Origin of the sequence: Kitasatospora sp. MAP5-34, assembly GCF_029894335.1 — a bacterium.
Lineage (GTDB): Bacteria > Actinomycetota > Actinomycetes > Streptomycetales > Streptomycetaceae > Kitasatospora.
In genome coordinates this window covers 59,576-73,529 of record NZ_JARXZC010000012.1, presented here as the reverse complement: position 1 = coordinate 73,529, position 13,954 = coordinate 59,576, and the positions used below count along the sequence as shown (strand labels likewise).

At 71.9% G+C, this 13,954-nt stretch carries 13 protein-coding genes and 2 tRNA genes; 11 read left to right on the top strand and 4 right to left on the bottom strand.

Annotation, left to right across the window (positions count from 1 at the left end; translation table 11 throughout):
• Positions 1-76 precede the first annotated feature (76 nt).
• Positions 77-1,417: an MFS transporter gene (locus P3T29_RS13175; RefSeq protein ID WP_280716580.1), complete on the top strand. Its 1,341-nt coding sequence runs from the start codon at positions 77-79 to the stop codon at positions 1,415-1,417.
• 93 nt (positions 1,418-1,510) lie between these two features.
• Here P3T29_RS13175 and P3T29_RS13170 read toward each other — a convergent pair whose 3' ends face one another.
• Positions 1,511-2,107 carry a flavodoxin family protein gene (locus P3T29_RS13170; protein ID WP_280716579.1) on the bottom strand — a complete coding sequence of 199 codons (597 nt, stop codon included), beginning with the start codon at positions 2,105-2,107 and terminating at the stop codon, positions 1,511-1,513.
• 115 nt (positions 2,108-2,222) lie between these two features.
• On the opposite strand from P3T29_RS13170, the gene P3T29_RS13165 reads away from it, so the two are divergent.
• The 7 genes from P3T29_RS13165 to P3T29_RS13135 all read left to right on the top strand — a co-directional run bounded on the left by P3T29_RS13165 (position 2,223) and on the right by P3T29_RS13135 (position 8,252).
• Positions 2,223-2,636 carry a helix-turn-helix domain-containing protein gene (locus P3T29_RS13165; RefSeq protein ID WP_280716577.1) on the top strand — a complete coding sequence of 138 codons (414 nt, stop codon included), beginning with the start codon at positions 2,223-2,225 and terminating at the stop codon, positions 2,634-2,636.
• Between the two features lie 79 nt (positions 2,637-2,715).
• A tRNA-Thr gene (locus tag P3T29_RS13160) sits at positions 2,716-2,791 on the top strand.
• A gap of 178 nt (positions 2,792-2,969) precedes the next feature.
• A complete protein-coding gene (locus P3T29_RS13155) occupies positions 2,970-3,638 on the top strand; it encodes a LuxR C-terminal-related transcriptional regulator (RefSeq protein ID WP_280716576.1) in 669 nt (222 codons plus the stop codon).
• A gap of 114 nt (positions 3,639-3,752) precedes the next feature.
• Positions 3,753-4,874 carry a galactose-1-phosphate uridylyltransferase gene (gene galT, locus P3T29_RS13150; RefSeq protein ID WP_280716575.1) on the top strand — a complete coding sequence of 374 codons (1,122 nt, stop codon included), beginning with the start codon at positions 3,753-3,755 and terminating at the stop codon, positions 4,872-4,874.
• The gene (gene galE / locus P3T29_RS13145) at positions 4,871-5,833 is read left to right on the top strand and encodes a UDP-glucose 4-epimerase GalE (protein ID WP_280716574.1); all 963 of its coding nucleotides are present in this window, start codon (positions 4,871-4,873) and stop codon (positions 5,831-5,833) included. The genes galT and galE overlap by 4 nt, the downstream gene beginning before the upstream one ends.
• Before the next feature lie 225 nt (positions 5,834-6,058).
• Positions 6,059-7,189 (top strand): galactokinase, encoded by a 1,131-nt coding sequence (gene galK, locus P3T29_RS13140; protein WP_280716573.1) that lies wholly within the window; start codon positions 6,059-6,061, stop codon positions 7,187-7,189.
• Between the two features lie 235 nt (positions 7,190-7,424).
• A complete protein-coding gene (locus tag P3T29_RS13135; protein WP_280716572.1) occupies positions 7,425-8,252 on the top strand; it encodes a response regulator transcription factor in 828 nt (275 codons plus the stop codon).
• Between the two features lie 38 nt (positions 8,253-8,290).
• Here the strand turns inward: P3T29_RS13135 and P3T29_RS13130 are convergent, their stop codons facing one another.
• From P3T29_RS13130 to P3T29_RS13120, 3 genes are all read right to left on the bottom strand, one after another.
• A complete protein-coding gene (locus P3T29_RS13130; RefSeq protein ID WP_280716571.1) occupies positions 8,291-8,785 on the bottom strand; it encodes a MarR family transcriptional regulator in 495 nt (164 codons plus the stop codon).
• A gap of 110 nt (positions 8,786-8,895) precedes the next feature.
• Positions 8,896-9,624, bottom strand: coding sequence for a TetR/AcrR family transcriptional regulator (locus tag P3T29_RS13125; protein WP_280716570.1), 729 nt, complete (start codon positions 9,622-9,624; stop codon positions 8,896-8,898).
• Positions 9,625-9,737: 113 nt separating this feature from the next.
• On the bottom strand, positions 9,738-10,700 hold the full coding sequence (locus P3T29_RS13120) for a fatty acid desaturase (protein ID WP_280716569.1): 963 nt from the start codon (positions 10,698-10,700) through the stop codon (positions 9,738-9,740).
• A gap of 325 nt (positions 10,701-11,025) precedes the next feature.
• On the opposite strand from P3T29_RS13120, the gene P3T29_RS13115 reads away from it, so the two are divergent.
• The 3 genes from P3T29_RS13115 to P3T29_RS13105 all read left to right on the top strand — a co-directional run bounded on the left by P3T29_RS13115 (position 11,026) and on the right by P3T29_RS13105 (position 13,904).
• Positions 11,026-11,098 (top strand) — tRNA-Gln (locus P3T29_RS13115).
• Between the two features lie 142 nt (positions 11,099-11,240).
• Positions 11,241-12,725, top strand: coding sequence for a bifunctional UDP-N-acetylglucosamine diphosphorylase/glucosamine-1-phosphate N-acetyltransferase GlmU (gene glmU, locus P3T29_RS13110; RefSeq protein WP_280716568.1), 1,485 nt, complete (start codon positions 11,241-11,243; stop codon positions 12,723-12,725).
• Between the two features lie 201 nt (positions 12,726-12,926).
• Positions 12,927-13,904, top strand: a complete 978-nt coding sequence (locus tag P3T29_RS13105) for a ribose-phosphate diphosphokinase (protein WP_280716567.1) — start codon at positions 12,927-12,929, stop codon at positions 13,902-13,904.
• The last annotated feature ends 50 nt before the right edge of the window (positions 13,905-13,954 follow it).

The following is a 13,954-nucleotide window of genomic DNA, read 5'->3' as shown; positions in this document are numbered from 1 at the left end:
GCGGCAGCCACCACGCGCCCGGTTCACCCGTGTGCGTGCTGTCGGTGCAGGTCAACGGCCCAGCACTGTGGGTGTCATGACTTCTCACGACACCCGGACGGACCCCGGGCTGCGCCGGATCGCGGTGGCCGCCTTCATCGGCACCGCGATCGAGTACTACGACTTCTTCATCTACGGCACCGCCGCCGCACTGGTCTTCGGCCGGGTGTTCTTCCCCGGGCTCGGCACCGCCGGTGCCCTGTTCGCGGCCTTCTCGGTGTACGCCGTGGCCTTCCTGGCCCGGCCGTTGGGCGCGGTGCTGTTCGGGCACTTCGGCGACCGGCTGGGCCGGAAGACGACGTTGGTGGTCTCGCTGCTGCTGATGGGCCTGTCCACGGCCGCCGTCGGACTGCTGCCGGGGTACGGCGGCTGGGGGACGTGGGCACCGGCGCTGCTGGTGGTGCTGCGGGTCTGCCAGGGTGTGGGCCTGGGCGGGGAGTGGGGCGGCGCGGCACTGCTGCTGGCCGAGCACGCCCCGCCGGAGCGGCGCGGGCGGTACGGCGCGTACCTGCAACTCGGGCCGTGCGTGGGGTTCTTCCTGGCGACCGGGGTGTTCCTGGCGCTGTCCGAGGCGCTCAGCGACGCGGCCTTCATGGCGTGGGGCTGGCGGGTGCCGTTCCTGGCCTCGCTCGTGCTGGTCGCCGTCGGGCTGTTCGTCCGGCTCAGGATCGCGGAGAGCCCGCTCTTCCGGGACCGGGCCGAGCCGGTCGAGGTGCCGGTCCTGACGGTGCTGCGGGATCACGGTCGGACGGTGCTGCTGGGCGGTGGCGCGATCATGATCGGGTACGCGCTGTTCTACCTGACCACCACCTACGCGCTCGCCTACGCCACCATGGATCTGGGGGTGGCCCGGGGCCTGGTGATGGGCCTGCTGCTGGTCGGCGCGGTGGCCAAGGGCTCGGCGGCCTGGTTCACGGCCGGGCGCAGCGACCGCTGGGGGCGGCGCCGGGTGCTGCAGTTCGCCACCGTGCTGGCGGCCGGGTGGTCGCTGGTGCTGTTCCCGCTGCTGGAGACCGTCCGGGTGCCGTTGATGGCCATTGCCCTGGTCGGGGCGATGGCCGTGCTGGGCGGCCTGTTCGGGCCGGTGGCGGCGTACCTGCCGGAGCTCTTCCCGACGAACGTGCGGTACACGGGGGCGTCGCTGACGTACAACCTCGGCGGTGTGGTCGGTGGGGCGACGGCACCCCTGGTGGCGACCAGGCTGACCGGGGCGTTCGGGACGGCCGAACCGGTGGGCTGGTACCTGGCCGGGGTCGGCCTGGTCTCGGTGCTCTGCCTGTGCGCGCTGCCGGAGACGCGCGGCAGCGACCTGGCGGCCACCGGAGTGGCGTCGGCCGTCTCCGCCTCTGCCGGACCGGCTTCGGCGCCCGCGCAGTGAGGCGCGGGCGCCGAAAGGGCCGAGTTGGGGGCCGAGTTGGGGGCCGAGCTCGGGTTCGAGCTCGGTTCGGCTTCGGCCTTGGGTGAGTGGGCGTCAGGCCGCAAGGGCGATCCGGCCGGCGGCCACGATCGCGGCCTGCTTGGCGACCCGCTCGCCCAGGTGCTCGGCGGTGGCGATGTCGGCCTTGTGGACGGCGTCGGGGCTGCCGTCCACCGGGGTCTGGGTGCCCACGCCGGCGAAGTAGCCGAGACGGTTCAGGTCGTTCTCGGAGGCGGTGGTGGAGTTCCAGCCCGGGTGCAGGCCCAGGTTGACCCAGGTCATGCCGTGCTGGGCGGCCAGCGTCTGGAAGAAGTTCAGGGTGTGGTGCTTGTCGCCGGCCTTGGAGCCGGAGTTGGTGAAGCCCGCCGCGAGCTTGTCCGCCCACATGCTGGTGAACCAGCGCTTGCTGGTCGCCTCGGCGAAGGTGTGGAAGGCGCCGGAGGCGGTGCCCATGTAGGTCGGCGAGCCGAAGACGATCGCGTCGGCGGCGTCCAGCTGCTCCCACTGCTCGTCGGTGATGGCGTCCACGGCGACCTGGACGACGTCCGCGCCGGCCTCGGCGGCACCTCGGGCGACCGCCTCGGCGATCACGGCGGTGTGGCCGTGGCCGGAGTGGAAGGCGATGGCGATGGTGGGGCGGTTGGTGGTCATGGCGCAGCTGCTCCTGAGGGAGAGAGGGAGGGGGTCGAGCTGGTAACCAATATAGACCAAGTCTCTATTGGTTACCAGGGCAGCGTAAGAGACCGACTCGCTCTACCCTGGAGACATGAGCGAGCAGCAGCAGGAGCAGCGACCGGACTTGCCCCTCGACGTCTTCGCCGCGTTCTGCCCCAGTCGGGAGGTCTTCGCGGAGCTCGCCGACAAGTGGTCGCTGCTGATCCTCGCGAGCCTCCACCGGCTCGGTGAGCAGCGCTTCTCCGAACTCCAGCGCTCCGTCAGCGGCGTGAGCCGCAAGATGCTCACCCAGTCCGTCCGCACGCTGGAGCGGGACGGGCTGGTACTGCGCACCGTCCACCCCGAGGTGCCGCCGCGCGTGGTCTACGGTCTGCTGCCGCTCGGCCGGGGGCTGGCGGAGCGGGTGGTGACGATCGGCGACTGGGTCGAGGCGAACAGCCCCGCCGTCATCGCGGCGCGCGCCGGATTCGACGAGGGGCGCGGCACGGCCTGCGAGGTGGCCTGAGGTTCGTATGCGGGTCGAACGGAACCGATTTCACGTTCCGGCCGATGACCATGTAATGTCTTCCTCGTTCGGCCGGTTCGCCCCTATAGCTCAGTCGGTAGAGCGTCTCCATGGTAAGGAGAAGGTCTGCGGTTCGATTCCGCATGGGGGCTCCACAGTGAGCACGAAGGCCCTCGCCCAAAAGGCGAGGGCCTTCTGCGTTCACCGAACCGGAACGCGTGGCCGGGGACGGGCTCTGGCGGTCCGGGCCGGTATGCGCTGTGATGGTGCGTCATTGGCGGCTCCCGGCGCGGACGTGCCGCGCGGGCGGTCCGGACGGGACTGGAGGACGCCGTGGGCGTTCGGCTCGTGGTGGTCGACGACCACCGGTTACTGGCTGAGGCGCTGGCAGCGGCGCTGCAGTTGAGAGGCCACCGCGTGGTCGGGCTGGGCTCCCCGGCGCGTGCGGTCTGTGAGGTGGCCGCCGGGCGCCGGCCCGAGGTGTGCCTGGTCGGCGTGGACGGCCCGGGTGGGCCCGAAGCCTTCGACCCCGTACGCCGGTTGCGGCGTGAGCGGCCCGAGATCGCGGTCGTGGTGCTCGGCCCGGTGGGTGAACCCGGGCGGGTGGCCGCCGCGTTCGCGGCCGGAGCAGCCGGTTACGTACGGAGCGACGAGCGCATCGAGGTGGTCGAGCGGGCGATCGTCCGAGTCCGGGCCGGGGAGGCGGCGGTCGCCGTCGAGGTGCTGCAGGGCGCGTTCGACCGGCTGTTGCGGCCCCTGGCGGTGCAGGACGACGAAGCACTGCGGCTGCTGCGCTCGCTGACGCACCGTGAGGTCCAGGTGCTGGTCCGGATCGCGGAGGGCGAGGACACCGCCGCCATCGCGGCCGGGATGGGGATCGCCTCCAGCACCGCCCGTACCCACGTCCAGCGCGTCCTGGCGAAGCTGGGGGCCAGGACCAGGCTGGAGGCCGCCGCCGTCGCGGCCCGGACCGGCCTGTTGGAGCGGGTCGGCCTGGCGTAGCGGCTCCACCGGCGCCCCCGAGTGCCGTAACCGGCTCATGTGCCCGCTCATGGTGTTGACCTGTGGTGGATTCTGTTTGATTATGTTCCCGCCGGTAAAAGGAAGGCGGAGGCCGTGAAGAAGACCACGACCAAGCTCGCGGACGGCCGCGAGCTCATCTACTACGACGCGGACGACGCAGCGGTCCGTGACGCCGCCGACCCGCGCCCGTTGGAGCCCACCAGCGCACTGTCCGAGATCCGGCGTGACCCCGCCACCGGCGACTGGGTCACCGTGGCGGCCCACCGCCAGGGCCGGATCTACCACCCCCCCGCCGACGAGTGCCCGCTCTGCCCCTCCCGGGACGGGCGGCTCAGCGAGGTCCCGGCGGCCGACTACGACGTGGTCGTCTTCGAGAACCGCTTCCCGGCCCTCGCCACCGACGCCGTCGCCCACATCACCGGCTCCGACGATCCGCTGCGCACCCGGGCGGCCGGCAACGGCCGCTGCGAGGTGGTCTGCTTCACCGCCGAGCACGGCTCCTCCTTCGCCGACCTCACCGAGGCGAAGGCCGCTCTGGTGCTCGCAGCCTGGACGGACCGCACGGCCGAACTCTCCGCGCTCCCCGGCGTCCAGCAGGTGTTCTGCTTCGAGAACCGGGGCGCCGAGATCGGCGTCACACTGGCCCACCCGCACGGCCAGATCTACGCGTTCCCGTTCGCCGCGCCGCGCACCGTCAAGATGATCGCCGAAGCCTCCCTGCACCGGGAGCGGACCGGCCGCAACCTCTTCGAGGACCTGGTCACCACCGAGCGGGCCGATCCCGAACGGGTGGTCCTGGCAGGGGAGTACTGGACGGCGTTCGTACCGTTCGCCGCCCGCTGGCCGTACGAGGTGCACCTCTACCCCAACCGCCGGGTCGCCGACCTCACCAGGCTCGGCGCCGCCGAACGGGCCGAATTCCCGGCGGTCTACCTCGAACTGCTGCGCCGCTTCGACCGGCTCTTCACCGAGGACCGGCAGAGCCCCGATCCGGGCCGGAACGTGCGGACCGCACCGACGCCGTACATCGCCGCCTGGCACCAGGCACCTGCCCTGATGGGGGAGGAGCTGGCACTGCATCTGGAGCTCTTCACGATCCGTCGTACGGTAGGCAAGCTCAAGTTCCTCGCCGGGGTCGAATCCGGCATGGACGCGTTCGTCAACGATGTGTCGCCCGAGGCGGCGGCACAGCGCCTGCGGGAGGTCGCATCATGAGTAAGTACCTGGTCACGGGTGGTGCCGGTTACGTCGGAAGCGTGGTCGGCGCGCACCTGCTGGAGGCCGGACACCAGGTCACCGTTCTCGACGACCTCTCCACCGGGTTCCTCGAGGGCGTCCCGGTCGGCGCCGAGTTCGTGCGCGGCCGCATCCAGGACGCGGCCGACGTCCTCGACGCCTCCTACGACGGCGTGCTGCACTTCGCCGCCGCCTCCCAGGTCGGCGAGTCGGTCGCCGACCCGGAGAAGTACTGGCGCAACAACGTGGCCGGCTCGCTGGAGCTGATCAGCGCCATGCGCAAGGCGGGCGTCCGCAAGCTGGTCTTCTCCTCCACCGCCGCCGTCTACGGCGAGCCGGAGTCGGTGCCGATCGCGGAGACCGCGCGGACCTCGCCGACCAACACCTACGGTGCCACCAAGCTGGCCGTCGACCACCTGATCACCAGCGAGGCCGTCGCGCACGGCCTGGCCGCCGTCTCGCTCCGCTACTTCAACGTCGCGGGCGCGTACGGCGCCTATGGCGAGCGGCACGAGCCCGAGTCGCACCTGATCCCGCTGGTCTTCCAGGCCGCGCTGGGCCAGCGTCCGCACATCTCGGTCTTCGGCGAGGACTACCCGACCCCCGACGGCACCTGCATCCGCGACTACATCCACGTCGCCGACCTCGCCGAGGCGCACCTGCTCGCGCTCGGCGCCGCCAAGGCCGGCGAGCACCTGATCTGCAACCTCGGCAACGGCAGCGGCTTCTCCGTCCGCGAGGTGATCGAGTCCGTCCGCCGCGTGACGGGCCGCGAGATCCCGGTCGTCACCACCGAGCGCCGCCCCGGCGATCCCGCCACCCTGGTCGCCTCCGCCCAGCGCGCCCACGACGCCCTCGGCTGGCGCCCCAGCCGTCCGGAGCTCGACGACATCGTCGCGGACGCGTGGAAGTTCACTCTCGCCCTCAGGGAGAACTAAGGGCCGCCGGCAATTGGCTGGGGGAGCGTCGCGACGCTCCCCCAGCCTTCGGCCGGGAGGTGCCCCCAGGGCTGTCGCCTGGACGGCTTCTCCTCAGTCGCCGCAGCGCTGCTGCTACTCGCTCGTCGGCACCGCCCAGACTCGGCCCGACCCAGACACCCGGACACCTGCCGCCGGCGCGGCGGGCGCTCCTTCACCCACCCCCCAATTGCCGGAGGCCCTAAGTTGGCTGATTTCCAGTCCGTGTTCGGTGCCACCCCGACCGGGGTCTGGGCGGCGCCCGGCCGAGTGAACCTGATCGGCGAGCACACCGACTACAACGACGGCTTCGTGCTCCCGGTGGCCCTCCCGCACGCCGCCAAGGCCACCGCCCGGCGGCGGGACGACGGCGTACTGCGGCTCTTCAGCGAGCAGGGCGACGGGGAGGTCACCGAACTCCGGGTGGACGGGCTGGCACCCGGCAGTGTCACCGGCTGGGCCGCGTACCCGGCCGCTGTCGTCTGGGCGCTGCGCGAGGCCGGGCACGACGTCGGCGGCGCGGACTTCCACTTCGACAGCGACGTCCCGAGCGGCGCCGGGCTCTCCTCCTCCGCCGCGCTGGAGTGCGTGGTCGCCACGGCCTACCGCGACCTGTACGAGCTCGAGTTGACCGGCCCCGAACTCGCCCTGATCGCACAGCGGGCCGAGAACGCGTTCGTCGGGGTGCCCTGCGGGGTGATGGACCAGATGGCGTCCATGTGCTGCGTCGAGGGCGCCGCCCTCTTCCTCGACACCCGGGACCTCGCCCACCGCCACGTCCCGCTCGACCTCGCCGGGCAGGGCCTGCGGTTGCTCGTCATCGACACCCGGGTCAAGCACGACCTCGGCGACGGCGCCTACGCCGAACTGCGGGCCGGCTGTGAGCGGGCCGCCGAACTGCTCGGCCTGCGCGCCCTGCGCGACCTCCCGCCCGACCGGCTCCCCCAGGCCCTCGACCGGCTCCCCGCCGAACTCCGGCCGCTGGTACGGCACGTGGTCACCGAGGACGTCCGGGTCGAGCAGGCCGTCGCCCGGCTGGACGCGGGCGACCTGGCCGCCCTGGGCCCGATCCTGAGCGCCGGCCACGCCTCGCTGCGGGACGACTACCGCGTCTCCTGCCCCGAGACCGACCTCGCGGTCGCAGCCGCCGTGGCGGCGGGCGCCCTCGGCGCCCGGATGACCGGCGGCGGTTTCGGCGGGTCCGTCCTCGCCCTGGTCGAAGCCGGCACCCTCGACCACGTCGCCGCCGCCGTCACCACCGCCTTCAGCGACGCCGGCTACGCCGCACCCCGCACCTTCGCGGCCACCCCGGCTGCGGGGGCGCGGCGGGTCGGCTGACGACTCACGGCAACCACCTCGGGGGCGCGGGGAACGGCGTGCGCAACTGTGTACGTGCGTTGTGCCCTGGTCGCGCGCGCAGTGAATCAAGCAGGGCCCCGCGCCCCTGGGGGTACCCGGTTCTGTACGTGAACCCTGGTAGGCACCCGATTGCGTACGGTCGACTTCGTCAATCCCCTGCCGGGGCAACGGAATCCCCGTACGGTGGTGGCGGAGCCTGACCAGGGGAGGGGTGATGGGCCGGATTCGCGTCCTGGTCGTCGACGACCACCGCATCTTCGCCGAGGCGCTCGCCGCAGCCCTCGCCGCCGAGCCGGACATCGAGGTCGGGGCCGCCGGTAGTGCCGCCGCAGCCGAACGGGCGTTGGAGCGTGCGCTCGCGGAGGGCCGCGCCTTCGACGTGGTGCTCATCGACGCGGACCTCGCGCCCGGCGGAGCCCCGTCCCGCAGACCGCCGCAGCCGATGCGCCGCCCGATGCTCCCCGGCCTGCCCGCCGGGCCCGCCGTACCGGCCCCGCCCGCGCCACGGCAGCCCGCCGGGGCAGCGCAGGCGTCCGTCGACGGCATCGCGCTGCTGGCCAGGGTCTGCCGTACCCATCCGGAGCTGCGCGCGGTGGTGCTGGCCGCCGAGGACGACCCGCGCCGCGCCGTCCGCGCGCTCCAGGCGGGCGCCTGCGGCTGGGTCGCCAAGGACAGCTCGCTCGCCCGGCTGCTGACGGTGGTCCGTGGTGTGCTGGCCGACGAGACCCATCTGCCGCCGACACTACTCACCGGAGTGGTCCGGGAGTTGACGGCCGCCCGGCGTGACCGGACGGAGAGCGAGCGGCTGGTCGAGACGCTCACCCCGCGCGAGGAGGAGGTGCTGCGCTGCATGGTCGCCGGTCTCGGGCGGCAGGCGGTCGCCGAGCGGCTCTACCTCTCGCCGCACACCGTCCGCACCCATATGCAGAACGTCCTCGGCAAGTTGGGCGTGCACTCCACCCTGGCCGCGGTGGCGGTGGCCCGCCGCGCCGGGGTGAACCCCTCGGAGGCTCACCCCACGAGCTCCTTGCGGACGCCGTAGCCAGGGCACCTGGGTAACCACAGACGGAAGGCTGAGCCTCAGCTCGCCTTGTCGAAGGGGGCGACCAGCTGCCGGAGGAGTCCGGCGAGGTCGCTGCGCTGGCCGGAGCTGAGTTCGGCGAGCAGGGCGCGTTCGTGCGCGAGCAGCCCGGCGAGGGCCTGGTCCGCTCGGTCCATGCCGTCGCCGGTGAGGCGGACGAGTACGCCGCGCCGGTCGTCCGGGTCGGGCAGGCGCTTGACCAGGCCCTTGCCGGTCAGGCGGTCGATCCGGTTGGTCATGGTGCCGGAGGTCACCAGGGTCTGGGTGAGCAGCTGCCCGGGGGAGAGCTGGTAGGGGGCGCCGGCCCGGCGCAGGGCCGTCAGCACGTCGAACTCCCACGGTTCGAGACCGTGCTCGGCGAAGGCGGTGCGGCGGGCGCGGTCGAGGTGCCGGGCGAGCCTGCTGACCCGGCTGAGCACCTCAAGTGGTTCCACGTCGAGGTCGGGGCGCTCTCGGCGCCATGCTGCGACCAGGCGGTCGACCTCGTCCTCCATGTGGATCAGTGTATCGGGGGATGTGTCGATATGAAGCCTCTTGACGTCAAGAAAAACCCGGGGTGAACGATCCCGACGTGACGCAGGCCCGGCCGAAGCCCGGTGGGGCCCTACTGCTGGCGGTCGCCGACCAGCTTGGGGTGGCGCTCCATGCCCTCCAGGCCGTGCCAGGCGAGGTTCACCAGGTGGGCCGCCACCTCGGCCTTCCCGGGCTTGCGCACCTCCAGCCACCACTGCCCGGTCAGCGCGACCATGCCCACCAGCATCTGCGAGTACATCGGTGCGAGCCGGGCGTCGAAGCCCCGGGCCTTGAACTCCAGCCCGAGGATGTCCTCGACCTGGGTCGCGATGTCGCTGATCAACGAGGCGAAGGTGCCGGTGGCCTGCGCCACGGGGGAGTCCCGGACCAGGATCTTGAAGCCGTCGGTGGAGGTGTCGATGTAGTCCATCAGTGCGAACGCAGCCTGTTCCAGCAGCTCCCGCGAGTGCCCGCCGGTCAGTGCGCCCGTGACCATGTCGAGCAGCAGCTGCATCTCGCGGTCGACGACGACCGCGTACAGCCCCTCCTTGCCGCCGAAGTGCTCGTACACCACCGGCTTGGAGACGCCCGCCCGCTCGGCGATCTCCTCGACCGAGGTGCCGTCGTACCCGCGCTCCGCGAAGACCGACCGGCCGATCTCCAGCAGCTGCTCGCGGCGCTGCTTGCCGGTCATCCGGACCCGGCCGCCCTTCGTGGTGCGGGCCGGGGCAGCGGGGCGGGTACGGGGGCCGGGACCGCCGACGGCCCCCGCCCGTGCGGTCTGGTGGCCGTCTGCGGTGTCTCCGTTGCTCCCGTTCACCCCTACATCATGCGGCAGGGAGCGGCCTGCACCCCACCCTGTTTCTCGCGCCGGCGGCTTTGCCGCCCGTTGATCTCCCCTGCCGCGTCCGTCGGCTCCCGCGCCGGGCTCGCTCATGCGGTGCGACGGGCGGCGATCCGCTCCGCGTCCGGCCAGCGGGCGTCCTGCGCCCAGCCGGCCAGCTCGAACCAGCGGATCAGCCGGGCGGAGGAGTCGATCTGCCCGCGCAGCACGCCGTGCCGGGCGGAGGTCGGGTCGGCGTGGTGCAGGTTGTGCCAGGACTCGCCGCAGGAGAGCACCGCGAGCCACCAGACGTTGCCGGAGCGGTCCCGGGACTTGAACGGACGTTCGCCGATCGCGTGGCAGATCGAGTTGATCGACCAGGTCACGTGGTGCAGCAGCGCCACCCGGACCAGCGAGCCCCAGAAGAAGGCGGTCAGCGCGCCGTGCCAGGACATCGTGACCAGTCCGCCGACCAGCGGCGGGATCAGCATCGAGATCAGCGTCCAGAGCCAGAACAGCCGGGAGATCCGCCGCATGGCGGGGTCCTTCACCAGGTCGGGGGCGTACTTGGCCTGCGAGGTCTGCTCCTCGTCGAAGAGCCAGCCCATGTGCGCCCACCACAGGCCCTTCAGCAGCGCGGGCACGGTCTCGCCGTAGCGCCACGGGGAGTGCGGGTCGCCCTCCTTGTCGCTGAACTGGTGGTGCTTGCGGTGGTCGGCGACCCAGCGGACCAGCGGGCCCTCGATCGCCATGCTGCCGGCGACCGCCAGGGTGATCTCCAGCGCGCGGTTGGCCTTGAACGAGCCGTGGGTGAAGTACCGGTGGAAGCCGATGGTGATGCCGTGGCAGGCGATGAAGTACATCACCACGCCGATCGTCAGATCGAGCCAGCCGACTCCCCACCCCCAGGCCACCGGCACGGCGGCCAGCAGCGCCGCGAACGGCAGCCCGATGAAGAGCCCCAGCGTGATCCGCTCGGCGGCCCCCTGCTTCTCCCCGCCACGGGTCGCGGAGATCTGTGAGAGGGGGAGTTCGGCGGCCCCGGGGCGCGCTTCGCTTGCCTGAATGGTCATGGAGGCGTTCCTTGAGGGGGAGAGGCAGTACCTACGTCTGCAGTACCGGGAGTGCAGTACTTACGTGTGCGTAACTTACGGCATCGTAGGTACTGCCGCCTCCGAAGGGAAGACGTGTCGCCGCAGGACGGAGAGGGGCTTACGCGAAATTCACCCGACCTGATGGCGATCGGGCTCGGCCCGGCCGGCCCGACTGGTTGGCCGTCAGGGCGCACGGGAGCGCGGAACTCCACGTCGCGGATCGGGGGCGTGCGGAACGGAATCCCACTCGGAGGCATAGTCGATACACAGCCCGGGGGAGACTCCGGTAAGGTCTGAGCAGCTGTCCGCCGTGGGGTAATTGGCAGCCCGCAGGCCTTTGGAGCCTTGCAGTGTAGGTTCGAGTCCTACCGGCGGAGCGTGTGGTGAGGCCAGGGCCGTTCGGGCCCTGGCCTCCCGCTTTTGTCGGCCCGGTTATCCTCGGAACGCCTGGTCGGCGGATGTGCGGTCCGAGACTCGGGTGCTTCCCCTCATCTCGAACCGACCGAGGAGCCTCCACCGGTGAGTGCCAACAACCCCGCTGCCGTGATCGTGCTCGCCGCAGGCGGCGGGACTCGGATGAAGTCGAAGAGCCTGCCCAAGGTGCTGCACGAGGTCTGCGGCCGGTCGCTGGTGGGCCACGCGGTCGCCGCCGCACAGGAGTTGACGCCGCAGCAGCTGGTCGTGGTGGTCGGGCACCTGCGCGAGCTGGTGCAGGCGCACCTGGCGGAGCACTTCCCCGGGGTGCGGACGGCGGAGCAGCTGGAGCAGAACGGCACCGGACACGCCGTCCGGACGGCGCTCGCGGCGCTGGCGGCGGACGGGGCTCCGCTGGACGGCACGGTGGTCGTCACCACCGGCGACGCGCCGCTGCTGACCGGCGCGACGCTGGCCGCGCTGGTCGCGGCGCACGCGGAGCAGGGCAACGGCGTCACGGTGCTGACGGCGGTCGTCCCGGAGCCGTTCGGCTACGGCCGGATCCTGCGCGACGAGACCGATGGCGCGGTCGCGGCGATCGTCGAGGAGAAGGACGCGACGGACGCCCAGCGCGCCCTCGCCGAGATCAACTCGGGCGTGTTCGCCTTCGACGCCAAGCTGCTCGCGGAGGCCCTCGGCCGCCTGAGCACCGACAACGTGCAGGGCGAGGAGTACCTCACCGACACGCTGGAGATCCTGCGGACCGCCGGCCACCGGGTCGGCGCCGTGGTCGCGGGCGACTTCCGCGACATCGTCGGGATCAACGACCGGGTGCAGCTCGCCGAGGCCCGCCGGATGCTGAACGCCCGGCTGGTCGAGCGGGCGATGCGTGAGGGCGTGACGATCGTGGACCCGGCGACCACCTGGCTGGACGTCCAGGTGACGTACGAGCCGGACGCGGTCGTGCTGCCCGGCACCCAGCTGCACGGCGCCACCCACCTGGGCGAGGGCTGCGAGGTCGGCCCGAACTCCACGCTGACCGACACCCTGGTGGGCGCGGGCGCGCACGTGAGCAACACCACGGCGATCGGTGCGGAGATCGGCGCGCTGGCCTCGGTCGGCCCGTACGCGTACCTGCGGGCGGGGACCAAGCTGGGCCGCAAGGCGAAGGCCGGCACGTACGTGGAGATCAAGAACTCCGAGCTGGGCGAGGGCGCCAAGGTGCCCCACCTCTCCTACATCGGCGACGCCACGATCGGCGAGGGCACCAACATCGGTGCGGCGTCCGTCACGGTGAACTACGACGGGGTGAACAAGCACCGGACCACCATCGGGGCGCACTGCCGCACGGGTTCGGACAACATGTTCATCGCACCGGTGACGGTCGGTGACGGCGCCTACACGGCCGCCGGCTCGGTCATCATCAGCGACGTTCCCGCCGGATCGCTGGGCGTCGCCCGCGCGCAGCAGCGGAACGTGGCCGGCTGGGTGCAGCGCAAGCGGCCTGGTTCGGACTCGGCCCGGGTCGCCGCAGCGGCCGTGGAGGCGGCCGAGGCGGCCGCTGGGGCGGGGGAGTCCGGTGGGGCCTGAACGGCCTGCCGGGGATCTTGAGGAGTGGTCCGGGGCGGACGCTTCCGGGCCAGGCGCGTAACCTGGAGTACATACGTGCGCCACTGGGCTGCAGTCGGTGACCGGGCGTACCTCCAAATCCCCCGTTGACCACCGGCTCGGGCGCTGCCCGGGTGCGGTGTGGCGGGTTCATGTGCGTCAGCAATACGAGGAGACGGTGCAGTGAGCGGGATCACGACGTCGGGTGAGAAGAAACTCAAGCTCTTCTCCGGCCGTGCCCACCCCGAGCTGGCGAAGGAGGTTGCCGCCGCACTGGGCACCGAACTCGTCCCGACCAAGGCGTACGACTTCGCCAACGGTGAGATCTACGTCCGCTTCCTGGACTCCGCGCGTGGTGCGGACTGCTTCGTGATGCAGAGCCACACGGCTCCCATCAACCAGTGGATCATGGAACAGCTGATCATGATCGACGCGCTGAAGCGGGCCTCGGCCCGCAGCATCACCGCGATCCTGCCGTTCTACGGGTACGCCCGCCAGGACAAGAAGCACCTGGGCCGCGAGCCGATCTCGGCCCGCCTGGTCGCCGACCTGCTGGCCCAGGCCGGCGCCGACCGGATCATGGCCGTGGACCTGCACACCGCGCAGATCCAGGGCTTCTTCGCCGGCCCGGTGGACCACCTGTTCGCGCTGCCGATGCTCTGCGACTACGTCGGCGAGCGGGTCGACCGCGCCAAGCTCACCATCGTCTCGCCGGACGCCGGCCGGGTGAAGGTGGCCGACCAGTGGTGCGACCGGCTGGACGCCCCGCTGGCGATCATCCACAAGCGCCGTGACACCAGCCAGGCCAACACCATCCTCTCCGCCGAGGTGGTCGGTGACGTCAAGGGCCGGGTCTGCGTCCTGGTCGACGACATGATCGACACGGCCGGCACCATCTGCGCCGCCGCCGACGCGCTCTTCGACAACGGCGCCGCCGACGTCATCGTGGCCGCCACCCACGGCGTGCTCTCCGGCCCGGCCGCCGACCGCCTGAAGAACTCGCGGGTCAGCGAGTTCGTCTTCACCAACACCCTGCCGACCCCGGCCGAGCTCCAGCTCGACAAGGTCACCACGCTCTCCATCGCCCCGTCGATCGCCGCCGCGATCCGCGAGGTCTTCGAGGAGGGCTCGGTCACCAGCCTCTTCGAGGGCGTCCACTGACACCCGTTCGTCTGTGAACCGGCCCCGGCGCTTCATGCGCCGGGGCCGAT